The organism is Propionispora sp. 2/2-37, assembly GCF_001298735.1.
Classification (GTDB): domain Bacteria; phylum Bacillota; class Negativicutes; order Propionisporales; family Propionisporaceae; genus Propionispora.
Window position 1 is genome coordinate 1 of record NZ_CYSP01000007.1, and the last position, 23790, is coordinate 23790.

General features: G+C 46.2%; 23 protein-coding genes, 3 tRNA genes and 1 other RNA gene. 2 read left to right on the forward strand and 25 right to left on the reverse strand.

Annotation, left to right across the window (positions count from 1 at the left end; all coding sequences use genetic code 11):
- Positions 1 to 14: 14 nt before the first annotated feature.
- The 7 genes from P22_RS08610 to P22_RS08635 form a co-directional block, all read right to left on the reverse strand.
- Positions 15 to 296 carry a YaaL family protein gene (locus tag P22_RS08610; RefSeq protein ID WP_054259837.1) on the reverse strand — a complete coding sequence of 94 codons (282 nt, stop codon included), beginning with the start codon at positions 294 to 296 and terminating at the stop codon, positions 15 to 17.
- Positions 297 to 492: 196 nt separating this feature from the next.
- Positions 493 to 780: a DUF2508 family protein gene (locus tag P22_RS08615; protein WP_054259838.1), complete on the reverse strand. Its 288-nt coding sequence runs from the start codon at positions 778 to 780 to the stop codon at positions 493 to 495.
- A gap of 94 nt (positions 781 to 874) precedes the next feature.
- Entirely contained in the window at positions 875 to 1474 is a 600-nt protein-coding gene (recR, locus tag P22_RS08620; RefSeq protein WP_054259839.1) for a recombination mediator RecR, read from the reverse strand.
- 2 nt (positions 1475 to 1476) lie between these two features.
- Positions 1477 to 1812, reverse strand: coding sequence for a YbaB/EbfC family nucleoid-associated protein (locus tag P22_RS08625; RefSeq protein ID WP_054260013.1), 336 nt, complete (start codon positions 1810 to 1812; stop codon positions 1477 to 1479).
- A 6-nt stretch (positions 1813 to 1818) separates the two neighbouring features.
- Positions 1819 to 3549: a DNA polymerase III subunit gamma/tau gene (dnaX, locus tag P22_RS08630; protein WP_054259840.1), complete on the reverse strand. Its 1731-nt coding sequence runs from the start codon at positions 3547 to 3549 to the stop codon at positions 1819 to 1821.
- 107 nt (positions 3550 to 3656) lie between these two features.
- Positions 3657 to 3756, reverse strand: an RNA gene (ffs, locus tag P22_RS19915) — signal recognition particle sRNA small type.
- A gap of 54 nt (positions 3757 to 3810) precedes the next feature.
- Positions 3811 to 3900, reverse strand: a tRNA-Ser gene (locus tag P22_RS08635).
- 186 nt (positions 3901 to 4086) lie between these two features.
- Between P22_RS08635 and P22_RS08640 the strand changes: the two genes are divergently transcribed.
- Positions 4087 to 4299 carry a hypothetical protein gene (locus P22_RS08640; protein ID WP_054259841.1) on the forward strand — a complete coding sequence of 71 codons (213 nt, stop codon included), beginning with the start codon at positions 4087 to 4089 and terminating at the stop codon, positions 4297 to 4299.
- A 6-nt stretch (positions 4300 to 4305) separates the two neighbouring features.
- On the opposite strand, the gene metF is transcribed toward P22_RS08640, so the two are convergent.
- The 12 genes from metF to P22_RS08700 form a co-directional block, all read right to left on the reverse strand.
- Positions 4306 to 5184 (reverse strand): methylenetetrahydrofolate reductase [NAD(P)H], encoded by an 879-nt coding sequence (gene metF / locus P22_RS08645; RefSeq protein WP_054259842.1) that lies wholly within the window; start codon positions 5182 to 5184, stop codon positions 4306 to 4308.
- A gap of 141 nt (positions 5185 to 5325) precedes the next feature.
- Positions 5326 to 5736: a hypothetical protein gene (locus tag P22_RS08650; RefSeq protein WP_054259843.1), complete on the reverse strand. Its 411-nt coding sequence runs from the start codon at positions 5734 to 5736 to the stop codon at positions 5326 to 5328.
- A 247-nt stretch (positions 5737 to 5983) separates the two neighbouring features.
- On the reverse strand, positions 5984 to 6295 hold the full coding sequence (locus P22_RS08655) for a hypothetical protein (RefSeq protein ID WP_054259844.1): 312 nt from the start codon (positions 6293 to 6295) through the stop codon (positions 5984 to 5986).
- A gap of 195 nt (positions 6296 to 6490) precedes the next feature.
- A complete protein-coding gene (locus P22_RS21465) occupies positions 6491 to 7339 on the reverse strand; it encodes a methyl-accepting chemotaxis protein (RefSeq protein WP_054259845.1) in 849 nt (282 codons plus the stop codon).
- A 212-nt stretch (positions 7340 to 7551) separates the two neighbouring features.
- Positions 7552 to 8406, reverse strand: coding sequence for a YitT family protein (locus tag P22_RS08665; RefSeq protein ID WP_054259846.1), 855 nt, complete (start codon positions 8404 to 8406; stop codon positions 7552 to 7554).
- Positions 8407 to 9020: 614 nt separating this feature from the next.
- Positions 9021 to 9110, reverse strand: a tRNA-Ser gene (locus P22_RS08670).
- Between the two features lie 14 nt (positions 9111 to 9124).
- Positions 9125 to 9577, reverse strand: a complete 453-nt coding sequence (gene tadA / locus P22_RS08675) for a tRNA adenosine(34) deaminase TadA (protein ID WP_216598057.1) — start codon at positions 9575 to 9577, stop codon at positions 9125 to 9127.
- A 384-nt stretch (positions 9578 to 9961) separates the two neighbouring features.
- Positions 9962 to 11089 (reverse strand): DUF362 domain-containing protein, encoded by a 1128-nt coding sequence (locus P22_RS08680; RefSeq protein ID WP_054259847.1) that lies wholly within the window; start codon positions 11087 to 11089, stop codon positions 9962 to 9964.
- A gap of 509 nt (positions 11090 to 11598) precedes the next feature.
- Complete coding sequence (nadC, locus tag P22_RS08685) at positions 11599 to 12429, reverse strand: carboxylating nicotinate-nucleotide diphosphorylase (RefSeq protein ID WP_054259848.1); 831 nt, start codon at positions 12427 to 12429, stop codon at positions 11599 to 11601.
- Positions 12426 to 14015: an L-aspartate oxidase gene (gene nadB, locus P22_RS08690; protein WP_235814596.1), complete on the reverse strand. Its 1590-nt coding sequence runs from the start codon at positions 14013 to 14015 to the stop codon at positions 12426 to 12428. Before nadB ends, nadC begins: the two co-directional genes overlap by 4 nt.
- A 1-nt stretch (position 14016) precedes the next feature.
- The gene (gene nadA, locus P22_RS08695) at positions 14017 to 14922 is read right to left on the reverse strand and encodes a quinolinate synthase NadA (protein WP_054259849.1); all 906 of its coding nucleotides are present in this window, start codon (positions 14920 to 14922) and stop codon (positions 14017 to 14019) included.
- Between the two features lie 251 nt (positions 14923 to 15173).
- Positions 15174 to 16052 carry a LysR family transcriptional regulator gene (locus P22_RS08700; protein WP_054259850.1) on the reverse strand — a complete coding sequence of 293 codons (879 nt, stop codon included), beginning with the start codon at positions 16050 to 16052 and terminating at the stop codon, positions 15174 to 15176.
- 153 nt (positions 16053 to 16205) lie between these two features.
- On the opposite strand from P22_RS08700, the gene P22_RS08705 reads away from it, so the two are divergent.
- On the forward strand, positions 16206 to 17417 hold the full coding sequence (locus P22_RS08705; RefSeq protein WP_054259851.1) for an MFS transporter: 1212 nt from the start codon (positions 16206 to 16208) through the stop codon (positions 17415 to 17417).
- 9 nt (positions 17418 to 17426) lie between these two features.
- Here the strand turns inward: P22_RS08705 and P22_RS08710 are convergent, their stop codons facing one another.
- The 6 genes from P22_RS08710 to P22_RS08735 all read right to left on the reverse strand — a co-directional run bounded on the left by P22_RS08710 (position 17427) and on the right by P22_RS08735 (position 23414).
- Positions 17427 to 18506: a hypothetical protein gene (locus tag P22_RS08710; RefSeq protein ID WP_054259852.1), complete on the reverse strand. Its 1080-nt coding sequence runs from the start codon at positions 18504 to 18506 to the stop codon at positions 17427 to 17429.
- On the reverse strand, positions 18503 to 19417 hold the full coding sequence (locus tag P22_RS08715) for an acyl-CoA dehydratase activase-related protein (protein WP_054259853.1): 915 nt from the start codon (positions 19415 to 19417) through the stop codon (positions 18503 to 18505). The genes P22_RS08710 and P22_RS08715 overlap by 4 nt, the downstream gene beginning before the upstream one ends.
- 158 nt (positions 19418 to 19575) lie before the next feature.
- Entirely contained in the window at positions 19576 to 20178 is a 603-nt protein-coding gene (locus tag P22_RS08720) for an SEC-C metal-binding domain-containing protein (RefSeq protein ID WP_054259854.1), read from the reverse strand.
- 120 nt (positions 20179 to 20298) lie between these two features.
- Positions 20299 to 21465, reverse strand: coding sequence for an ABC transporter substrate-binding protein (locus P22_RS08725; RefSeq protein ID WP_054259855.1), 1167 nt, complete (start codon positions 21463 to 21465; stop codon positions 20299 to 20301).
- 339 nt (positions 21466 to 21804) lie between these two features.
- Positions 21805 to 21881: transfer RNA gene (locus P22_RS08730), tRNA-Arg, on the reverse strand.
- Between the two features lie 117 nt (positions 21882 to 21998).
- Positions 21999 to 23414 carry an SGNH/GDSL hydrolase family protein gene (locus P22_RS08735; protein ID WP_054259856.1) on the reverse strand — a complete coding sequence of 472 codons (1416 nt, stop codon included), beginning with the start codon at positions 23412 to 23414 and terminating at the stop codon, positions 21999 to 22001.
- Positions 23415 to 23790 lie beyond the last annotated feature (376 nt).

Genomic DNA, 23790 nt, shown 5'->3' on the forward strand with positions numbered 1-23790 from the left:
ATTGTAAATCAGAATTACCCGTCTGTCATGCATTTATTTGCATCTTCTAAATGCAAGCTGTCTTTTATCCCTTCTTTTTTAGCTTGTTTTAATAAATAGTTGTATTTTTTTTCGGATGCTTTTATCAGATAAATGGCATACTCTACCAAATCCGGCTCATTTACATTATTAAAATATTGTTGGGCATAGAGCCATTCTTTCCGCGCTTGTTCAACTAACTCCGGCAACCCTGGCAATGCAAGGCCATGCCGTTCTTCAAACAGCCAGCCTAAAAAAAACCTTCGCCACAATCCCATTGTCTTCCCTCCCCTAACACCCCTCTTTCAACAAATATAGTCGCAGCCAGTCCGATTTATGCCAAAAAGGACAAGCCCCCAGTCGAATTGACAAAAAGTTACCTCCATCTCATAATTAGTTCATTCGATACATAAACACCGCTGTCAGGTGTTCCTTTGACAGCGGTGTTTATGTATCGGCAATACAGCCAATAGGCTAATAAACCAATTTAGAATTCTCCTCTATTTCTGCTGGATAAGGATAATAAGTAATGCCAGCCCGTCTTGCTTGTTTTAACAGGTAAACATATTTCTTTTCCGCTGCCTGCATCATATATACTGCATGATCCACCAAATCCTGGTCAGTTACGTTATCATAATAATATTGGGCGGCCAACCACTCTCGCCGGGCTTCCTCCACCATATCCTTCAAATCCGGCAATCTGGCCGGGCTTACATCATGGCTCAAAAGTTGTTTAACAAGTTTTTGCCAGGTTATTTGCATAATCAATCCCCCTCATGAGGTTATTTTTTCCACAAAAGGCGGCAAATAAACAAAAAAGCCCAAACCTTAACAAAAAAGGTTTGAGCTTTTTATATCACAACATTTCTCTGCGGTTCTCCAGAGCTTTCGATAAGGTAACTTCGTCCGCATACTCTAAATCTCCGCCTATCGGTAATCCATGAGCAATTCTCGTCACTTTGATTCCCATCGGCTGAATTAAACGGGCAAGATACATCGCCGTAGCTTCCCCCTCCACATCCGGATTGGAAGCCATAATGACCTCCTGTACCCGGCCATCCCGGAGCCGCATAAGTAATTCCTTAATACGGAGTTCATCCGGTCCGACTCCTTCCAGCGGTGACAAAGACCCGTGTAAAACATGATACATTCCGCTGAATTCGCGGGTTCTTTCCATTGCCGCCACGTCACGGGGCTCTTCAACTACACACAATACAGACTGATCTCTGTTTTGCGACCGGCATATGGCACAGGGATCACAATCAGTCAGATTAAAACAGATCCGGCAATATCCGATTTTGTCTTTGGCCTCAACAATAGCCTTGGATAGCTGCAATGCCTTGTCCTTATCCATTTCCAGTATATGATAAGCCAAACGGGCGGCCGATTTAGCTCCTATACCCGGCAAAGCCCGCAATTGCTCAATTAATCTGGCCAACGGGGCAATCTGCTGCATCTTTAAAACAATCCCGGCGGGAGATTTAATCCTCCGGTCAGTTTTCCCATTTCCGCTGCCATCATGTCATCCACTTTCTTAATGGCTTCGTTCACTGCCGCGGCAATTAAGTCTTCCAGCATTTCAACATCCTGCGGATCTACCGCACTGGGCTCAATTTTTACCGATTGGATTTGTTTTTCACCGTTAATGATAATTTTGATGGCTCCACCGCCGGAAGATACTTCTACCGTACGCGCTTTTAATTTCTCCTGCAGTTTGGCCATATCCGCCTGCAGTTTTTGCACCTTCTTCATCATACCGGCCATATTGCCCATGTTTCCCATATTACCAAACATATTCAATTAAACCTCCTTATTTGTTTCCTGCTTTATCACTTTACCACCGAATACTTTTAGCGCCTGCTTCAAAGCATGTTGTTCTTTTTCCGGCACATTCGGCAGGCTCCCGGTTGAACTTACTGCCTTGACCGGAGTAGAAACCTCGGCCGGTTTAGGCACTGCTGCACTGCCTAACACACAGCGAAGCTGTATCTGTTTTCCTGATACTTGCATGAATATCTTCTCTACAATAGCCCGGTAATCCTCTTTTTCCGTGCGCTCTTTAGGAAAGGCCGCTGTAAATTGAATGACCGCCTGTTTATCGTCCAGTGAGACCAACTGGCCTTGCGCCACACAGGCATGCACCGAACGTTTGCCGGCTGATAACAATTCTTTTAATACCCCATCCCAAACCTGCTTTTTATCTTTAGGTGGCTCGGCGGATGGCTTAACAGTTTCCGGTGGATTTGCCGGCTGTGGCCTTGCCAGGTCAGATGCCGTACGCTGTCCGGCTGCCGCGGGGGGACTGGGAACCGGCTCGGCCGGCGGGACAATGTGTGCAGCTACCTGCGGGTGAGTGACCGGAATATGCCCTGCCTTTATATCACCCATGCCGGCCAGTTTTTCTTCCAACAACTCAATTCGTTTTAAAAGACCGGCCGTGTCGTCCCTCGCGTTGCGGCAGAGAGACAGAAGGGCCATCTCAGCGGTTACCCGCGGCTCCGGCGATCGCTTGGCTTCATTGGCCGCCTCGTTCAACAAACGAATCATACCTACTAATTCTTCATGCGTAAACCTGGCGCTTTGTTCTGCCAATACGGACCTGTCCTCAACATAAAAATCAATGCCGGTAAGATCCGGTGCCGCTTTGTACAACATCAGGCTCCGTATATGCAGTATCATTTCCAGCAAAACCTGCCGTATATCTTTGCCTAAATTAAATAACTCGTCAATAATCAGTAATGTTTCCTTAACGTCCTTATCAGCCAGGCAACCAGTTAACCGTATGACCCATTCGTGACCGACAAGCCCCAGTAGTTGCCGGACCTTTTCCGTATTAATAACCGAGTCGGACAACGTAGCACACTGATCCAGGATACTCAGCGCATCGCGCAAACCGCCATCTGCATGAACAGCAATCATTTTGACGGCCTCATCTTCAATAGTAAGACCGGTATGCCCGGCAATGTCCAGCAAGCGTTTTTCAATTTCTTTATTGCTGATCCGCCGGAAATCATAGCGCTGGCAGCGCGAATGAATGGTAGCGGGAATTTTATGGGCTTCCGTAGTTGCCAGTATAAAGACCACATGCGCCGGTGGTTCTTCCAGCGTTTTCAACAGGGCATTAAAGGCCTCTGTTGTTAACATATGTACTTCATCTATGATGTATACTTTGTAACGCCCGTCAACCGGTGCAAATTTAATGGTCTCACGCAAATCACGGATTTCATCAATTCCCCTGTTGGAAGCAGCATCAATTTCAAAAACATCCATAGAATTACCGGCAGTAATTTTGGTGCAGTTAGCGCAGGTATTACACGGCTCAGCCGTTGGCCCCTGCAGGCAATTTAAAGCCTTGGCCAGTATTTTAGCCGTACTGGTTTTCCCCGTCCCCCGTGGACCGGAAAATAAATAGGCGTGTGAAATCCGGCCCAATTTTATGGCATTCCGTAACGTTTGCGAGATATGTTCCTGTCCTACCAACCCATGAAAATCCTGTGGCCGCCATTGGCGGTATAACGCAACATAAGACATGGCTTTACCTCCTGCTGAGAACTGATTAATGCCAAAAAAGCAACCAGAATCGAATAACTGGCTGCTTTTAAAATGCTATGTCACTGTTTTTAACGTCGGGCCACGGTAATAATCAGGCACCCTTGCGGCACATAGAAATGATCACTTACCGTTGCTCCCTTCCGGACCTGGCGGAGTTCATGAGTTCCTATTGCGCAAGACCCAACATTACCGCGGTCCGACCTTAAAAACAGAAGCCGCAAAGCGGCTGTTTATGTTTTCTGGCGGAGAGAGAGGGATTCGAACCCTCGGTACAGTTTCCCGTACACACGCTTTCCAGGCGTGCTCCTTCAACCGCTCGGACATCTCTCCGGGTCTACCATGTTTAAACCATCTGCAATTTGTCAAGTCAAAACACGTATCGTGTATCGGCTACGCAAAATATATTATCATTTATCAAAACAGTTGTCAATAGAAGATTAGATAAAGGAATAGTGTCAATTCTTACCTGCTGCAGCATACAATATTTCACAAAACGTATCCCAAGGGGGGCTTGCTATGAGGGATGAAGTATTGGCACAAATAGCTGCAAAGCACTCTCTGACAGCCAATAAGGCACTGCAATTCGGAGATTTTGCTGCCATTTATACAATACTGATACTGCTGAATATTCTGGATACCCTGAACACAGACCCGGAAACCAACCTAACCAGCATTTTATCTGTTTCCAACGCAATTGCACAACAAGTCTCCAGCCTGCAAAGTTTTTAGGAGATTTTACACCATAGTTGTTATTCCGGTTTGCTGCAAAATTGTTTTTATCTGTTCCACTTTATTCATAGTGTACAAATGTATCCCGTCAATTTGATGGTCCCTTAAATCCAGAATTTGTTCACAGGCATATTCAATACCGGCTTTTTCCATATCGGCTGTCGAATTCCGGTATTTATCCAAAAGTATCTTTAGTTTTTCTGGTATCCGTGCTCCGCATAGTGACGTAATCCGTTCAATCTGAGCCGCATTTAATACCGGCATGATGCCGATGGAAATCGGACAGTCAATACCGGCTTGTAGTACTCTCTCCCGAAACGCGTAATAACTGTTATTGTCAAAAAACAGTTGGGTGATTAAAAAATCAACACCTTGATCCACCTTCATTTTCAGATACTCTATACTTTTTCCCATATCGCGGCATTCCATATGCCCTTCCGGATAAGCAGCCGCTGCAATGCAAAACTGCCGGCGATCTTTAATATGGCCTATCAGTTCTTGCGCATACCTATATCCGTTGGCAGGCTGCTTAAAGGAAATTTCACCGGCAGGAGGATCTCCTCTTAACGCTAAAACATTATGCACTTGGCACGCCTCCAGCCGGTCTAACATATTGTCAATTTCTTCACGTGCCAAACCAACACAGGTCAGATGTGCTAAGGCTTCAATACCGCAGTGGTTTTTAATCCGGTCGGCAATCTCAAGCGTCCGGGCGGAATTACCGCCCCCGGCACCATAAGTGACGCTGATAAAACTGGGCTTTAGCGCCTTTAGTCCCTCCAGTGTGTTAAAAACATTTTCAATGGGCGACGTAGGTTTAGGTGGAAAAACCTCCAAAGAAACGACCGGTTTAGCTTTCTTTTTAAATAACTCCCCAATATGCACAGCATCTCACCCTTTTATTATACGGCCTGCAAACCGTCTGTCTTTTTCTCTATCTTCGCTATGTACTGCCTAAAATTCCTGCTGTGTTATTCCTGAACCTACTTTTCCGCATAACAAATCCGACTTCAGACGTAAAAAGTTTCAGAAATCTTTCTGAAACTTTTTAGACAATATAGCCACAGGGACTTTATCTTTCCGGCTGGAAGAAAATCGTATATCTTCAAAAATCCGTTCATAAAAATCCGCTTCTTCTTCCGTTACTTCTTCATAACACAGAATTTTTTTATTCTTTTGTGGTTTAGACATCAGCTCGCGGAGTATGCCGGGAAGTTCATCTTCATCAACATATTGAATGGCTTCATTGGTAAAGTAATCATCAACAACATCAAAGAATTGACATAGTTGCAGCATCTCGTTATGACTTAGCTGACGCTGACCGGTTATTTGCAAATACAACGAAAATGGTTTGACACCGGTTGCGTTGCATACATCCGCAATGCTTACAGAAAAAACCCGACATGCATGCACTAATTTTTCTTGAAATGTCGCCATATCGCCATTCCTCCTTAAACCACTATCTGCTAATAGTGATTTTCCTTATTATGCCACATCGTCCTGTAAAATACCATACTTTTCGGTAAAGGACGAAAGAATCCCCGCATTCTAGGGCTCTACAATCCTGCCGGACATGATATATGGGTTGCATCTGGTGACAGTATACGGCATATTTGTGACAAAATTATTACAGAAAAGTAATCTAAGGATAATAAAAAAACGACGCCGTCAAGCGTCGATAAAACTATTTTTTTCTCGCCGGATCTGAACATTTGTCCGCATTCGGCTCCAAAAAAAATGATTTTAATATATTGTTATCCGGGTCCGGTCTGTTAAGTTCAGCCTCAACATACATTCTCATCATTTCCAAATGTACGGCTTGTGAATTTCCTGCCATACTGGCCTTGATTAATTGCTGCAAGCCGGCCTCTCTTACATAAGGGAGTACTTCTTTAATAAAATATTGCTTTGCCGCTTCGTGATCAATCCTCAAATGGCTGTCAGATAAAAATCTAGAAAAATCAACCACGTTGTCTGTTATAGGATTTTTGCCCATATTTTTTCAACCTTTCTCAGACAAGTTTATTTACACTTCTTCATTTTTATCATAGATGGATAGTCTTAGAAAAACGTTTGATTTTAACTAAAAATATCCTTCCATAGCGACAGCTTTTAGCATGACAGATAGTACCCGCACAAGGTTTATCGATAAAAAAACGTCCGGATTAATATTCGGACGTTTTCAGTCTCATTATCGATACCTTTCCACATAGGTTTCCAAATTCTGAGCCCCTTTATTAATTTGTTCTAAATTCGCAGCGATTTCCTGTGTTGCGGCAGCCTGCTCCTGACTAACTGAACTGGTAACCTCTATCGATTTGTAAATTTCAGCAACGGCTTGACTCATTTCCTGGAGGGTCGTCTGTATCTTTTTCGTTGCCTCCTGTGATTGATCCGCCAGCTTTCTCACTTCTTCGGCTACAACGGCGAATCCCCTGCCTTGATCACCGGCCCGGGCAGCCTCAATCGCCGCATTCAGACCCAAAAGATTGGTTTGCTGAGCGATATTCCGGATAAAGCCGATTACCTGCTCCGTTTCTTTATTACGTTTAATCAGCTCTTCAGCCAATTGAATCGCCCTTTGACCTGCCTCAGCTAGTTCGTTGGCGCTCTGGGCAACTTGTTCAACACTTGCGGATGCCTGACTAGTAGAATCAGCCAGTTTTTCCACGGTAGCTACCAAAGCAAAACTGTGCTCTAAATCAATTCCGGAGCTGAGTGTGCCAATAATTTCCCGGTTACTGCCATATATCGGTGTAAAAATCGTTTTTATATTGCGACCATATACTTCCGGCGGAACATCAGCAAAAGTGTTTTTCCCCGTACGAATGCATTCCTCTATTGTTTCAATACCTTGAATCGGTTTACCGGCAGGTAAATCGAGTTCAAAACCCTTAGCCCGTTGATAAGCCAAATATTCGGTCAGATTCGTCAACCCTACAGCCATATCCTCCCGGACAATATGATTCAGGTAAGGCAGCACGATCTTAAAGGCTTCTAATATTTCCTCATTCGTAGGCACCGAGTCTGCATGTCCCATAAAATCCTCTCCATTTTGCATAAAATAACTTTGTCAAATAAATTCGATACGAAACGCCAAATACCTTTATCCCGACAGTTACTATTTGTACTTAGCCGCAGAGAGTCTGCTCTTTCCTTAACATCCTCCGACGTAAAAAGTCGATGCCAAAGCCACCGGGCGGCCCTAGATTCCGAACTATTTCTAAACACAAATAACCTGTTATCATCAGATTAATGAATGGCTTTTTTCCTAAATGTTCCTCCAAAGACATCATATACGTCACTAATCGTTACGAAAGCCTTCTCATCAATTTCTTCGACAATTGCTTTCAATTTGGCAATTTCCAATCGGGTAATTACAGCATAAAGAACCTTCTTGGGGTTATTGCTGTATGCCCCCTCACCATGGAGCACCGTTACACCTCTGCCCAGCCGGTCCATCAATGCCGCAGTAATGTCTGCCGAATAATCCGATACAATGATAACACCTTTGGATTCATCCAGTCCTTTAATCGTAATATCAATTACTTTTGACGCAATATAATAGGTAAACAGGGAATACATGGCCCGGTCCCAGCCAAATACCAGCCCTGCGGCGCTCAAAATAAACAGGTTGATTACCATGACAAATTCACCTACGGAAAAACTGGTCCGCCTGTCCATTAAAATAGCTACAATTTCCGTTCCATCCAGCGAACCTCCGTATCGGACAATGAGTCCTACCCCAACTCCCAGAATGATACCGCCAAATGCTGAAGCTAAAAACAAATCATCTGTTAATCCGGGAATTGGCAAAAATACATTGGTCCAATAGGATAAGGAAAGAATGGCAAACAAAGTTGAGATGGTAAACGTCTTTCCAATTTGTTGATACCCCAAATAAATAAACGGTATATTCACGAGAATTAGAAAGACCCAAAACGGCCAACCACTCAGATAGCTGATCATGATTGCAATACCAACAACCCCGCCATCAATTACATTATTGGGGACCAGAAATATTTCCAGCCCTGCAGCATAAATAATCGCCCCTATAAAAAGTAAGGAATAGCGCTTTATTTGTTGCAAAATCTTGTTTTTCTTCATTAATCAGCCTCTTTTCGATATACTGTGTTATTTAATATTACCATATTTTTATCAAAATAAGAAAAACCGGCCTGACCGGGCCGGCAAGAAAAGAAAAAGAATTATATCTGATAATATAGGCTTTCCCCCTTTCAGGACCAGCCCCTTTCTTTTTCACAAAATATACTGCGTATACATAAGATATGGTGAGGAGGTGATTAGATGTCCTATTATTGTCCAGAATGCATAAGAAGGCAACGAAATTTTTATTTTAAAAGCCGGTTTCCCTTTTGGGGAGCATTCGTATTGGGCCTGGGAATAGGTTCCCTATGGGGATCTCCTTATTTTCGTGACGGGAGATATTCTCCTTATGTAAATCGCTATTACGATTACGATGATGATGACTAGTACGTTTAATAAATTAAAATGGAGGCGAAATTTACTCAACAGTTCCAGGGCCAGTAGCTGCTGGCCTTTTTTATGTAAGCCGGAGCCACTATATCCCTATGAGTTCTCCAGCTATGAAATAAATGCTCTCGAGCTTCCATCCCCTGGTGGGGTACAACCTTAGTTGAAAGTCAACAAAATAAAAAAAGCCCTGCAAATAGCAAAGACTCTAATTTACCAGATTTCTATGGCGGAGAGGGTGGGATTCGAACCCACGGTCCCTTTGACAGGACACTTGATTTCGAGTCAAGCACCTTCGACCACTCGGACACCTCTCCAAATAATAAATATGTTAGTTTCTTCTCCGTTCACGGAAAAAATCTTTCATTAACGCAGCGCATTCTTCCCTGCGCACACCTGAGGTTACTGCCATTTGATGATTTAATGCCGCATTTTGGACAATATTAAAGATGGATTCGACTGCCCCGGCTTTGTAATCCGAACTACCATACACCAACCGGTCAACACGCCCCATCACCAGTGCCCCGGCACACATCGGGCACGGTTCTATAGTAACATAAATCGTTGCTCCCGTCAAACGCCACCGTCCAAGCTTTTGGCACGCCTGCCGGACTACAATGATTTCGGCATGAGCAGTGGCGTCATTCCAGCTTTCACGCATGTTATGCGCACTGGCTATTACCTCATTATCTACTACCAGTACCGCTCCGATAGGGATTTCCCCTAAATCATACGCTTTACGTGCCTCCGCCAAAGCTAATCCCATATAACCGCTGTCATCCATTTTCCGGTTCACCACACAAGCGATTTTCCCATGAACAAAAGTTGACACTGTATCAGTATAGCGCATAGAACAGTATTATACAACCGCAAAATTTAATTTTCTAGAGCTAACCGGATAATACAGTATATTCTTTTAGTTTTTCGTCCTTTATAGGGTATTATCCTTTCAGGATCAACGTTTAGTGTCTCCGCAATAGGCTTCTGTTTATACCTGCAAGATCAGTTTAAAAGGCCTGCGTTTATTTCCGGCAGCCGTATCCGCTAAAATCCGGTAACGAAAATATTTTTCCACAGGATACTAGACCAAACAGCAAAGACAGCGGCTGAAAAAGCCCGTCTTTGCTGTATGCAATGTAAAATTTCGTGATTACAGACAAAATCATCATCAAATCTCGATCAGCTCATAGGCCTTTTGGCCAATGCCGATTTTTTCAGCGTGATCAACACAAGACATCCAGTTGGTTTCCGGGTGAGTCACATGGAAATGATCCTGCCGGGCGCCAGCATTGCCGCCCTGTTTTTCCAATTGTTCGGCTAAATAGCTACCCGGAAAGGCCGGTGCACGATTAGCCATATCCGCACAGGCGACATCCAGCGCTACCGGGTCAAAGGAGGCAAACATACCGACATCCGGAATAATGGGTACGTCATTTTCCGAATGGCAGTCACAATTCGGAGACAAATCAATGACCATACTGATGTGGAAATGGGGTCTGCCATAAAGTACAGCCCAGCTGTATTCAGCGATTTTTTCATTAAGAACATCATTGGATTCATCCCAGGCCGCCGTTATCGCATTAAAATGGCACATCCCAATACATCGTCCGCAGCCGACGCATACCGCGTGATCAATCCCGGCTTTTTTATCAACCATACTGATTGCGCCGTGTGCGCAAATTTTTATACAGGCACCACACGCAACGCAGGCGGCTGTCTTAACCCGGGGCTTGCCGTCACTGTGCATTTCCATTTTACCGGCCCTAGAACCGCAGCCCATGCCAATGTTTTTCAATGCACCGCCAAAACCGGTAAGTTCATGTCCCTTAAAATGATTCAAACTGATCACAATGTCGGCATCCATAATGGCTCTTCCGATTTTAGCCTCTTTTACATGCTTACCGACCGGAACCAGCACATAAGCTTCATCGGTCCCCTTCAGCCCGTCGCCAATGATGATCTGACAGCCGGTGGTAAACGGGTTATAACCATTTTCATAGGCGGCGTCCATATGCTCAAGGGCATCTTTGCGCCGCCCGACATACAAGGTATTACAGTCGGTAAGAAATACCTTGCCACCCAGGCTCTTTACTACATCGACAATCACCTTGGCATAATTAGGCCGGAGGTAGGCCAAATTGCCCGGTTCGCCGAAATGAATTTTAATTGCCGTATATTTCCCCTTAAAATCAATGTCACCAATGCCTGCTCTTCTAACCAGACGTTCCAGTTTTTGCAGTAAATTCATATTGGAACTCGCCCGCAAGTTTGAAAAATACACCTTGGATTTTTCCATAAGAATCCCCCTTAAACACATTTGATACGCATGCCTGAGCATGTTGTCATGGTATTGTAATAATCATACTACAAGATCAATGGAAATAAAATATTGAAGAACAGTCCAAAACGGAATGTTATTTTATTTAGCATGTTGTCGACAGGAATGGCTTTGTATCTGTTGAATTGGTTTAGGTAAACAAATCGTTTCCTAAAGAAGGGGTCCCGGTTTGTTATCTTCCAGACACAAGATTCTAATCGTAGCATCTGTCCTGTTGCTGCTGTTGGCGGCAGGCGCTTTTGGCTGCGTTTACATATGACCCGAGCCTGCAGCTTTTTACTCTATGCTAAGACCACGTTAAACCGCTGGGGGGCAAACAGGCTTGCGGATTTCATTTATTCACCTTAGCCTGGGTTCCCTGACCAGAATATGACTAAGCTTTCACAAAAACGCAATAAAGCGGACTTTATGACTTAAAGTCCGCTTTATTGCGTTCTCTATCGAACCGTTTCCCTACCGACTTTATCCTATTCCATCTTCATGCTGATATCGGCTGCCGCTACCGAATGGGTCAACGCGCCGCTGGATATGATGTCCACTCCGGTTGCCGCCAGTTTGGCAACGGTCTCCAGTGTTACGTTTCCGGAAACTTCGACCAAAGCTCGGTGATTAATCAGCCGCACCGCTTCTTCGACCACGTCCAGCGGCATATTATCCAGCATAATCACATCAACGCCTGAGGCAAGTGCTTCCCGGACCTCAGCCAGACTCTCGGTTTCCACTTCTATTTTGATAAACGGCGATACGCGGCTGCGTACGCTTTGTACGGCCGGCACTATGCCTCCCGCTGCCTTGCTGTGATTGTCTTTAATCATCACCATGGTATCCAATCCATAACGGTGATTGCTGCCGCCACCGGCAGTAACCGCATATTTTTCCAGCATCCGAAGACCCGGTGTCGTCTTGCGGGTATCAACAATCACCGCCCCCGAATGAGCGCAGGCAGCCACATATTTTCTTGTCTCCGTGGCAATTCCCGTCATGCGCTGTAAAAAATTCAGCGCTACCCGTTCCCCGGAAAGCAGCGACCGGGTGGGGCCGTAAAAATGAGCAAAAATATCACCTTTTTGCACAGCATCGCCGTCCTGGCGATGCCATTCGACACCAATCCGTTCATCCAGCATCCGGAAAACATGAGTAAATACCTCCCTCCCGGCCAGAATCATATCCTGCTTGGCCAAAAGATATCCTTTTGACTCATGATCATCAGTAAAGATAGCCTCGCTGGTAATGTCACCAAAGCCAATATCCTCCTGCAGTGCCTGACTGATCAGAACCTCCAGCGCAATCCGATTCATTGCAGGCTCACCTTCTTTCCCCATACATGAATACTGTGTTTTTTAAAATCCCGGTCATTTTGCACCGGGTAGTCGGCTCGATAATGCCCTCCCCGGCTTTCCCGCCGTAATAACGCAGCCTCAACCAATAACCCTGCTAAGAGATAAGCATTATCGGCAGAAAAATCAGGTTGCCCCTCCTCTTGGCGGTTGGCTTCCTGCTGCTGGTGCAGCCACTCGGTCATGTCCTTAAGTTCTCTACCCTGCCGGACCACCCCGGCTGTCACATCCATTTTCTTCCGCAACAAAGCTACCGGCGGCAACGAATGCCGTTTGCGTCTTTCAGCAGCCGAAAAGTCTGCCGTCTGCAAAGGGTTCCGGCTATTATCATGAATATGCGCAGCCACCCTGCGGCCAAACACGACTCCCTCCAGCAAAGAGTTGCTGGCCAGCCGGTTGGCCCCGTGAACACCGGTTGCCGCCGATTCCCCGCAGGCATAAAGGTGCGGAATGCTGCTTTGCCCCCACAGGTCGGTCTTTATTCCACCAATGGTATAATGCGCGGTGGGCAGCACCGGAATCAATTGTTTTTCCATGAAGTAACCGTGCTCCGCCAATTCAGCATAAATTGCCTGAAATCGTTCCATCAGATAGTCTTGTCCTAAAGCCCTGGCATCAAGATAAAGACAGCCGCCCTGCTGCCGCTCCAGTTCAGCCAGCATGGCCCTGGACACCTCATCCCGCGGGGCCAGTTCGGCGCTTTCATGATAGTTAGGCATAAACCGCTCCCCGGCGGCATTTACCAGTAACGCTCCCTCACCTCGCAGCGCTTCACTTACCAAAAAAACCTTGCCTGTCGGCAAAGTAACCGCAGTAGGATGAAACTGGACAAACTCCATATCCGTTATAACTGCTCCGGCACGATAGGCAGCCGCAATCCCGTCACCATTGGCCGCAACGGAGTTGGTAGAACGGCCGAAAATCCCGCTGTAACCACCGGCAGCAATTACGACCGCGGGCGCCAAAAGCTGTAGCGTTTGCTTTTTTTTCTTAACCAGACAGCCACAGCAGCCTTGTGCATTTGTTAAAATATCTATAAGAAAGGTATCTTCCCAACATTCAATATTGCTCCTGCCGGCAGTCTGACGAGCTAGCACTTCGGCAATATGCCTTCCGGTAAAATCATAATGGTGCACCACCCGCTTACGCGAATGGCCGCCTTCCCTGGCCAGTTCCAGGCCTTGTTCACTTTTACAGAACCTGGTCCCCATAGTCTGTAAAAAGTCCAAAGCAGCAGGAGCCTCCCGGGTGAGCACAGCAACGCTTTCTTTTGAACAAAGCCCCTTGCCAACATGCAACGTATCCGCCGCATGTTGCGCCGCACTGTCATCAGTTCCGGCCGCAACCGCCATACCACCCTGTGCTTTATAAGTACTACTTTCGTCCAGGGAATTTTTACTGACCAGAGCTATTCGAAGCTTTTTATCCAAAGACAAAGCAACCGTCAATCCGGCAACCCCCATACCGACAATGATTACATCATACCGCCTGCTTTTCGGGTATTGGCCGGCAGGCAGCATTCCGTTACTATATTCCCGCCCTTTCACATTACACCATCTCCAGCATTTTTCTTAATGTGAGAGTAGCCTTTCGGGCTACAGTGCTATCAAGTTTCATAACACACTGATTCGCAAGTAGCGCCCGGTGAATACTTTCCAAACGGGTTTTCTTCATATTCGGACAAAACAGACCGGCGTGCAGGAGTAAAAATTCCTTGTGCTGCTGACTGGCCCGCAGCCTGCACAATACCCCTGCCTCCGTACCAATAAGATACTGCCGGTCCGGCATTTCCTCCGCATACCGGATGATTTCCGAAGTGCTGCCGGCAAAATCAGCCAGGCTGACCACTTCCGGCGAACATTCAGGATGCACCAGCACTTTCGCTGCAGGATACTTTTCACGGGCTTTCAGCACATCGGCAACCTGTACCTTGGCGTGGGTAACACAACTGCCCTCCCAAAGTATAAATTCCTTATCCGGCAACTGTTTAGCCACATAGTTTCCCAGATTGCTATCCGGGATAAAAATCACTTTATTTCCCGGCAATAATCCGGCTACCTGCACGGCATTGGCGGAAGTGCAACAGACATCGCTTTCTGCCTTTACCTCCGCTGACGAATTGATATAACAAACAACCGGAACCCCGGGATGCTGACGCTTAAGTACCCGTACTGCCTCGGCATCAATGGTGTCCGCCAGTGGACAGCCTGCATCCGCCTCCGGCAATAACACCGTTTTTTCCGGTGACAGCATTTTTGCCGTTTCAGCCATAAAAAACACACCGCAAAAAACAATCACTTCACAGGCCACACTGGCGGCGATTTTGCTTAAATAAAATGAATCACCAACATAATCGGCCACAGCCTGGACCTCATCCAACTGATAATTGTGGGCAAGAATCACGGCGTTGCGTTCCTGCTTCAGCCTGTTTATCTCCTGTGCTAATTCTATCAAAGCTTTCTTCCCCTCTACCTATTCTTTGTTTCAAGATTCACGTACTCATTGTAACGCCAAGGGGGATAGCTGTCAATACACGTGTATTGACAGCTATCCCCCTTGGCGTATTGGTCTATGCTGTTGCTATAAGCATAACTTTCCAACATTATTATTAAAATAAGATTAGAAAACAACCTATAATTCCCCTTAACAGCATGAAAACCCGCTAAGATGATCTTAGCGGGCTTTCATGCTGACTGGTTGTCTTTTTACGGGACAAAATCTTTTAGCAGCCCCAGGAAATGACGGCCGCCAGAGGATAAATTGTGCTTTTGCCCCCATACAATGACCGTTTGCGTACTTACTCCGGGTTCGACAATCTTCTTGTAAGCCAGGGCAGAATCGTAAATCAGGCCTGCAGCAGATTGTGGTACAATCGCCATACCGATCCCCAGTTTAACCCATAATAAATTTTGTAAAATTCCATCGCTTATACAAACAATTTTAGGCTTAAAGCCGACCCGCTGGCAACTTTCGTAAAATACATTACGCCAGCGCCGGGGAACAATCAACGGCTGATTCTGCAACTCTATGAGCCGTACCTGTTCCGGGTCATCACCGCAATAGCAGCCCTCCTGTTTCATGGCAATAACCAGCGGCTCATCCGGCAGGCTGATGGACTCGTAGCCGCTGGAATCAAACGGAGCACGGACAATACCGATTTCAATAATCCGGTTATCCAGCAGCTCCAGAATATGATATCCGTCGCCTTCCCATAATTCAAAAGTAACATGGGGATATAAATCATGAAATTTTTGAATCCACTTCGGCAACAATGCCGCACCCGACGAAGTAACCGTACCAATGGCTACCGTCCCCACCACCCCGGCATTCAGGTCGGTGATTTCCTTCATCGTGGTATCCATCAAACCCAGAATTTGTTCCGCCCGTCCTCGCAGCAGCTTGCCGGCTTCGGTAAGCCGTATCCGTCGGCTGCCGCGTTCAAACAGCTGAACTCCCAAGGCATCTTCCAGTTGTTTCATTTGTTTGCTAAGCGGCGGCTGGGCTATATTCAGCCGCCTGGCAGCATGGCTTATGTTCCCTTCTTCCACAATGGCATAGAAATATTTCAGATCCCGGATATCCATCTGTACACCCCAAACCTATATATTTTTCATATATATACTATATTTTTTTGGTAATTTTAGTATACTATGGTCTATGCTATAATGTACAGGAGCTCATAAAATATTGTCAATACTAATTGTTCCCATGGGTCTTAAAAGAAGGTATTTTTAGTCATGTTGTCAACGGAATGGAAAAAAAATCTGGCCGTTATGTGGGGCATCCAGTTCATTGGGATGAGTGCAATTACCGGTGTAATTTCCTTTTTGCCGCTATATGTTACACAGCTGGGTGTGACCGGTACGGCAGCGGTCAGCGTGTGGTCCGGGCTGCTAATGGGCATCACCTCCTTATGTGCCGCATTGTCCAACCCCTACTGGGGAGCAAAAGCCGATCGCAGGGGCCGCAAGGCATTGGTTAAACAGGTCCTGCTCTTTTTCGGTCTGATCATTATAGCCATGTCCTTTGTTTCCAATGTCTACCAACTTCTGATTTTACGCATACTCCAGGGTTTTTGCGGAGGATTTACGGCGGCGGCCACCGCATTGGTTACAAGCATGTCACCGCCGGAAAAGATCCCGTTTACCATCGGCATGTTTCAATCGGCCATGATCATTGGGGCGGCCACCGGTCCTATGGCCGGAGGGTTTGTCGCCGATACTTTCGGCTACCGCCAGCCTTTTATTGTTTTTGGTGTACTGTGCTTATGTTCACTTGTTATCTTGCACTTTGCCGTAACGGAAAAATACACTCCGTCAGTGGAAAAAGAAAAAACATCCATATGGAAAAACATCCAATACGTTTGTTCGCTTAAAAGTGTAAAATTACTGCTGTTTATTCAGTTTTTGGCCCAGTTCGCCATTCAAAGCATTGGTCCTATCCTGCCGCAATACATCCAGTCACTGGGCATTAATCATAACAATATCGCCAGCATATCCGGCATGATTATTGCCATTGCCGGCATTGCCAGTGCCATTGCTTCCGCAGGTATCGGTTATATCAATAAATATGTTTCCAATAAACAAATTCTGGTCGGAGCCGCATTGATCGGAGCATTGTCTTTCATCGGGCAATTAGCGGTGGATAATCTGACGGCATTATCCCTGTTGCGGGCCCTCAGCGGCCTGTGTATCGGTGTGATGGTCCCCTGCTCCAACACTATTATTGCCTATAGGTTACCGGAAAACAAACGGGGTGCCGCCTTTGGCATAACCGGTGGCGCAGCTTTGCTGGGTAATGTTCTTGGCCCCATCTCCGCCGGGTTATTGTCCTTAAGTTTCGGTATGTTTTCCATATTTGGCTTTACGGCCCTACTATTCTTCCTGGTTTTTCTCTTACTTGCAGCACAGGTTGAGACCGTTTACAAAACCAAAACAGCCTCAACCTGATCAACATATTTAATTTCTTGATAGTCTACGCTTCAGACAATCGGCAAAAGCTTCCAGACGGGTAATTATGGCGACATCACTGAATTGCTCGTCAAGACTGAGCGACAGCAGCGGCACATGGTAGTCCGCTGCCATTTTTTTTAAAGCATATTCGGCAACCACCTCCGGCATGCAGCTGAACGGATAGATGTGAACAATGCCGTCATAGCCATTTTGAATGCACCATAATGCCGTACCAACCGTTTTCAGGCCTTCCCCGCCCACATGATAATGGAAATACGGTTGTGCTTCTTTGAGATAGGCTTTCTCCTCCTTATGCAGCCCGGCAGCCTGTAGCCAGGTATTCGCAAAAGCCCACTGTCCGGTATAAACGAATTTTTTTACCTCTATGCCCTGCTGTACCAGGACATCTTCGATCATATGATTTACATACGGTTCAAGTAATACATAAAATTCTCCCACTAATCCAATCTTTACAGGCTGTTCCCCGTCGTCACCGCTGCTGGCCCTCATTAAATCAATCACCAGTTTTTTCCCTGACTGCACTTCGCTGAATGTTTTATACTCCGCCAGCTGTTGCAAAGCATTATTGCTAATAGCAATGATATCCTTGGGATATTTTGTTCGCGCGCCATAAAAATTTTTGGCATTAACGATGGCATCAAAAGCTTTAAGCTGCTGTATGGCCAGCATGATCTGCTTAATGATGTCCATCCGCCCGGCTTGCGGTGCCAGTGTTTTTAGCAGGTTGTACAAACTAAAAAAGCAACGGTTGGTGTCCAGGGTATAAAATTGCACCTGTTTCCGCTTGGCAAGTTGGATTTTTTGCACAGCATTATAAAATCCCAGACGGCATTTACCGGCACCACACGCCGTGACAAAGGTGTCCGCACCAAGCTCCATGCTTTCCAAAAAATTCCCCAGATTGATTTTGTAAGGTAAACATACTCCCTCCGGCGAAAAACTCGCTCCCAATTCCACCGTTTTTTTGGTAATGGGCGGCGCTTCCACTACATCAACACCTAAATGGTTCAACATGTTACGTACCGGTATACTCAAATATCCCATATGAGGATAGGTTACTTTCAAGCTAATGCCCTCCTATTCACCAAATCCCAAAACGCTTCGACCCGGGTGATGATACCGGCACTTCCGGTATGTTCATCCAGGTTTATAACGATATAAGGTTTTTTGCTTGGTTGCAGAATATGATGCTCCAGATATTCGTTTACCAGTGAATCAGGGCCACAGCCAAAACTTGATACCAGCATGATTCCCTGAATACCGCTCTGCCGACAAAAATAACGGGCGGCACCGGCAAGTTTGGCCGATAACTGCCAATACAGATCCGGCACAAAAATCTGAGCCTCTTCATACAGCATTTTGCCGGGAAGATCATCCGGAGTAATGATGGTTGCTCCCTGGGATTGCAATGTTTTGATGATATCACGGCAAAAAAAGGAATCCCTGACGAGATAATTATGCCCGACCAGACCGATCTTTTGGCTGGAGTAACCATTTTTTAAAGAAATTTGCGAACGCCAGGCCTTAACCGCATGATGGTAGGCAGCCTGACCGGCCAGCGGTGAAATGCCCAGTCCCCGGCAGATGGAGTTCACGGCCTGGATCCGGTTTAGTGGAGTTTGGTTTTCCACATTCGGAGCGAGCAGCCGCTCCGGAGATACTCCGAAGGTATTGCTGATAATGTCGGGCAATCCGGCAAATTTTGCACAAAAATGAAAATTGCGGTGATACTGAGCAATCCGGGGAACAAAAATATGGCTGCATTGGGGCAAAAGTTTATCAACATGACCCAAATACACCTTCAACGGCAGGCAAGATTCGTCAATCGCCAGGGCAGTACCGCGGTCCAGTATGCCTTTATTGGTTTCACCGGACAAAGTAACCGGAATATCCAGCTTTTTAAAAAATTCCCTCCATAAACTACCAAATTCATGAAATAATAATGCTTGCGGAATACCAATATTATATTGCTGCATTATGCCATCCTTTAATATAAAGTAGTCGCCCGAACTCCTTAGTATTTTTTGCAAGTCCTGCCATTTTATAAGTGGAAGATACAGGAGATACTTCGGAGTAAGTAAAAAAGACTTCACGGTCTATTATTCCCATAAAGTCTTTTTATGTTTCATGATATTTAGTGCCCACAGCACTTTTTAAACTTTTTACCGCTGCCGCAGGGACATGAATCGTTACGTCCCACACTGCCTGACAGCTTTTGATCAATTTCTTGTTCCAAAGCGTCCTTTCTGGCAATGAGCGGTGCGACCACTTCGCAAATTTCCATATCTGTTTTTCCGGCCCCGGTTAGTTCATCCGTTTGCCGCCAGATGGTTTGATTCAATTCCACATATTCCCTAACCAGCGGATGGTTAATCATTGGTTTTACAATGCTGTTGATGGGGGTGCCCTGAAATTTGGTCTGATTATCCGCAATAAACAACAGCCGGTTTCCTCTGCCCCGCGGTGTAACATCAATCCACTGTCCCGCAGGGTTTACCCAGACTGTCCAGAATTCGGCTTCCAGCATGACCTCCGGCCATTCCCACACTGCCCAGCCACATTGAAAATCACCACCCTCCTCCAGCATCTTTCTGGCCACATTCGCCAGACAATCCGCTTCCTCATCACCTGTATCGGGACAGTCAACAGGGATGAACACCGGAGAGGCACACGAGTTGATTTGCCGGCATAGTGCTTCTATTTCCTTGGTCATTCGCTGCGGAACCCTAATCTTCATATATTTCCTCCCTTAGCCGTTCTGCCCCATACAGGACAACCGTGCCTGCCTTATAGAGAATGGATGCGTAATGCTACGCATCCATTTCATATTCATACTTCTTGCTTTACTGACAAAGTCTTATTGCTTTATCGTTTCTTTATACACCTGCTTACCGTCTTTCATTTCCATAATTACGACCCCGCGCACCGCATCATGACTTGCATTTAGATCCATCTTCCCGCTGACACTGTCAAAGCCCCTGGTTGCTGCCAGTGCTTCACGGATTTTATCGGCATCGGTGCTACCCGCCCGTTTGATGGCATCCACCAGCAGACGTGCAGCGTCATAACCCATGGCAGCCATGGAGTCCGGCAATTGTCCGTACTCTTTTTGGTAGGCTTCTACAAAATCATTGGAAACAGGATTCTTGTCTTCAACCGAATAGAAATTGGTAAAATAGGTATTGTTCAACGCCTGGGCACCGCCTAATTCGGCCAGACGCGGCGAATCCCAGGCATCGCCGCCGAGAATCGGTACGGTAATGCCTAACTCACGGGCCTGCTTTATAATCTTGCCGACATCTTCATAATACCCCGGTATGTACAATAAATCCGGATTCTGGGCTTTAATCGCCGTCAAAGTGGACTTAAAATCCTGATCTTTTTGCAGGTATGCCTCTTCAGCCACGATTTGTCCGCCCTGGCGGGAAAAAACCTCTTTAAACACCCGCGCCAGTCCTTTGCTGTAGTCACTGGAATTATCTACTAAAATAGCCGTCTTCTGTGCTTTCAGGCTGTTGAGGGCATAATTGGCCCCTACCGTTCCCTGAAAAGAGTCAATAAAACAAGCCCGGAAGGTATAGTCCTTCGCTTTGCCGGTAGCTTCGTCCACCGTCACTTTAGGATTGACCGTAGCTGCCGCAACAAACGGAATTTTGTTATCCTCGGCAACAACCGAACCGGCAATGCCGCAGGAACTCACCGTAAAGCCGGTTACCGCGGCTACCCTGTCCTGCGTAATCACTTTCGTCATGGCATTGGCTGATTCGGAAGGCTCGCCCTTATTATCAGCGGTTACGATTTGAATTTGCTTTCCCAGAACACCACCGTTGGCATTAATCTGCTTAAAGGCCAAATTAGCACCATTGGCCGCCGACGTGCCGTATGACGCGGTATTGCCGGTCAATTCATACACCATACCGATTTTTATGTCTTCGTTGCCGGCACTGCCGCCACAACCTGCCACCACACCGCTAAGACCGATCAATAAAAGTGCTGCACAACCCCATTGAGACAATCGTTTCATCCAGACCTTCCCCCTATATCTCACTCGTCTCTTATAAACCAATATTTTATTGTAAAATGAATATCTTCGCAAGTATTTTAGCTCAATTTTGATGAATTTTTATTCTCCCCGAAGCACCGGTAATGGCAACGTCCGGAAAAGCATCTGGAAGCTACCTTTACCAGCAACTGGTCTGAAAGGCATGTGGCTTGGAAAAATATAAGCCGAGATATGGCTGCGGAAAATGTCAGGCAGGCGTACCTTGTGAAGGAAACATCCCCAGGCAGCCGAAACAATACGGAGCCTAAAAAATAAAAAGCTTCAAGAGCCTGATCCTCTTGAAGCTTTGCTGTTTAAAACTGGTGCGCCTGGGAGGACTCGAACCACCGACCAACGGTTTAGGAAACCGCTGCTCTATCCACCTGAGCTACAGACGCATACTAGCTTTACTTTAGCCATTATAGCAAACCGTCATTTTTTTGTCAAAGCACACAGAGAATAAATATCACTACCGGTTATGCGGCACGCTGCTGAGCCCCAGTCCTCGTGCACCATTAGCCCTTCACTTCAACGGAAGTGGGAGATTGTAGGATATGCTGCCAATTGGCGTTGATAACGGCAGCTATGGCCTGCTTCCCTTTCATGTCCAGATGCAGTCCGTCAATCGCCATACCTGTTGGCAGAATTCCCTGTTCGTCCCCCATGTCCTGTGCGATATCAATGTATTCCCTCGTACGAATAAAAGCATTCACCTGCTGCAGTTTTTCCTGCCAGTCCGGATCCGTTTCTTCATTAAATACTCTGTTTATATTATCCGGGTTAATTGGCGGAAGCGTCAAAAATACAGGCCGTATCCCATTTTTCAAGCATTTTTCTTCCAGCACCTGCAGATCGTCAATAATACTTTGCGCCGTATAGCTGCCCCGTACGCTGTTGCTACCCGCCATGATCAGAAGAATTTGCGGCTTAAACGGTAAAACATCCTGATCAAACCGTTCAACCATAGTTTGACTGGTATCACCGCTTTTACCCAAGTTTATCGTCGGAAAATCCAGATAATGCTGGTAGCTGAACTCCCAGTCCGCCGGTGAATAAGAAACTGAGCCGCCTCCGTGAGTAATACTGTCACCAAAAGTTGCTACTGGCACCGGCTCATCCGGATTCAGTATGAATTCACCGGCATCCGAAAACACTCCGACCGGCCGCCCATCCCGGTCCATGCCCCGGACCCGCCAGTAAAAAGGTTTTGCCGCAAACCGAGGAGTTACATCATAATAATCAAAGCCAACGGCAATGGCCGAATCAATCCGGTGCACAGACGGCATAATACCATTCGGATTTTCCGGCGGTGCATCAAGAATTTCCACCTCATACTTGTCCGCCCCGTTTACAGGAATCCAGGCATATACGGGATAGAGAAGGGTACTGCCCGTGCTTTGATTAAAAATGGAAGTTGGTACCGGCTTTTGGCGTATATCTTTGTTCCTGTCGAGATACACTTTGACAGCGTCGGAAAACTCCCCGACTGGCTTTCCGTCCAAATCTAACCCGCGCACCCGCCAGTAAAATATATTATCCTGAAGAAATTCCGTCAGATCCGCATTAAAACCGTTAACATAAATCTCCCTGCTTGAAAAAAAGGGAACCGGATGAACGTACGGACCTTCAGCAGTCTCCGGCAGCTCATGAAAAAATTCAATTTCGTATGCCACAGCCCCTTCTACTTTAGTCCAAGTCAACACCGGCTTTAAAGAAGCCGGCGACTGCTTTGAAAAGCAAACTGTCGCCACGGGTTTACCACCTTCGGCGTAGACCGGATATTCTATCTCGGCAGACGGCGTTTCCCCATCGGCACCTACCGGTATTTCCGCTTCTGTGGTAGGGAACATAAGGCTAATCACCAAATAGGTCAAGGTAACCGTTACCAAAAAATTGATAATCAGTGATTTTTTCTGAAAGAAGCTATTCATCGGCTCCCCTCCCTACAGATTTTTAATGACGCACCTGCCGATTCACCTTCCAGGACATGAAAAACGCAGTATGATTCCCCTGGATACTGTTTGCTTCATTGAATCACTCTTACGATTAATATACCAGATAAAAACTGGCGTTGCCAAGCCTTCTTTTTCTCTGTAAAAATTACGGATTCCCTTATGAACTGATTGATTGTCCGGATTATTTTCCCCGTCCTGATAGAAAACCATACCTTCACAGCAGCAACACTGTCCACAACCGTTTTTAAGAGCAGGAAAAAAACCACTTCCTATCTTTCCGGTTTAATGACAACGGGAAACATAGGAAGTGGTTTGACTCCAAACAAACGGGCTCTGCCGCAGAAAAGATCAC

What these genes read in the sequence shown, in the direction of transcription:
- P22_RS08705 (WP_054259851.1), top strand. Translation starts at nt 16,206, where the DNA reads ATGTTGTCAACGGAATGGAAAAAAAATCTGGCCGTTATGTGGGGCATC.
- P22_RS08655 (WP_054259844.1), bottom strand. Translation starts at nt 6,295, where the DNA reads ATGGGCAAAAATCCTATAACAGACAACGTGGTTGATTTTTCTAGATTT.
- nadC (WP_054259848.1), bottom strand. Translation starts at nt 12,429, where the DNA reads ATGAATCGGATTGCGCTGGAGGTTCTGATCAGTCAGGCACTGCAGGAG.
- P22_RS08720 (WP_054259854.1), bottom strand. Translation starts at nt 20,178, where the DNA reads ATGAAGATTAGGGTTCCGCAGCGAATGACCAAGGAAATAGAAGCACTA.
- P22_RS08735 (WP_054259856.1), bottom strand. Translation starts at nt 23,414, where the DNA reads ATGAATAGCTTCTTTCAGAAAAAATCACTGATTATCAATTTTTTGGTA.
- recR (WP_054259839.1), bottom strand. Translation starts at nt 1,474, where the DNA reads ATGCAGCAGATTGCCCCGTTGGCCAGATTAATTGAGCAATTGCGGGCT.
- P22_RS08610 (WP_054259837.1), bottom strand. Translation starts at nt 296, where the DNA reads ATGGGATTGTGGCGAAGGTTTTTTTTAGGCTGGCTGTTTGAAGAACGG.
- P22_RS08640 (WP_054259841.1), top strand. Translation starts at nt 4,087, where the DNA reads ATGAGGGATGAAGTATTGGCACAAATAGCTGCAAAGCACTCTCTGACA.
- tadA (WP_216598057.1), bottom strand. Translation starts at nt 9,577, where the DNA reads ATGGATGACAGCGGTTATATGGGATTAGCTTTGGCGGAGGCACGTAAA.
- P22_RS08680 (WP_054259847.1), bottom strand. Translation starts at nt 11,089, where the DNA reads ATGGAAAAATCCAAGGTGTATTTTTCAAACTTGCGGGCGAGTTCCAAT.
- P22_RS08700 (WP_054259850.1), bottom strand. Translation starts at nt 16,052, where the DNA reads ATGGATATCCGGGATCTGAAATATTTCTATGCCATTGTGGAAGAAGGG.
- P22_RS08665 (WP_054259846.1), bottom strand. Translation starts at nt 8,406, where the DNA reads ATGAAGAAAAACAAGATTTTGCAACAAATAAAGCGCTATTCCTTACTT.
- P22_RS08625 (WP_054260013.1), bottom strand. Translation starts at nt 1,812, where the DNA reads ATGTTTGGTAATATGGGAAACATGGGCAATATGGCCGGTATGATGAAG.
- P22_RS21465 (WP_054259845.1), bottom strand. Translation starts at nt 7,339, where the DNA reads ATGGGACATGCAGACTCGGTGCCTACGAATGAGGAAATATTAGAAGCC.
- P22_RS08615 (WP_054259838.1), bottom strand. Translation starts at nt 780, where the DNA reads ATGCAAATAACCTGGCAAAAACTTGTTAAACAACTTTTGAGCCATGAT.
- P22_RS08715 (WP_054259853.1), bottom strand. Translation starts at nt 19,417, where the DNA reads ATGCAGCAATATAATATTGGTATTCCGCAAGCATTATTATTTCATGAA.
- P22_RS08725 (WP_054259855.1), bottom strand. Translation starts at nt 21,465, where the DNA reads ATGAAACGATTGTCTCAATGGGGTTGTGCAGCACTTTTATTGATCGGT.
- dnaX (WP_054259840.1), bottom strand. Translation starts at nt 3,549, where the DNA reads ATGTCTTATGTTGCGTTATACCGCCAATGGCGGCCACAGGATTTTCAT.
- P22_RS08650 (WP_054259843.1), bottom strand. Translation starts at nt 5,736, where the DNA reads ATGGCGACATTTCAAGAAAAATTAGTGCATGCATGTCGGGTTTTTTCT.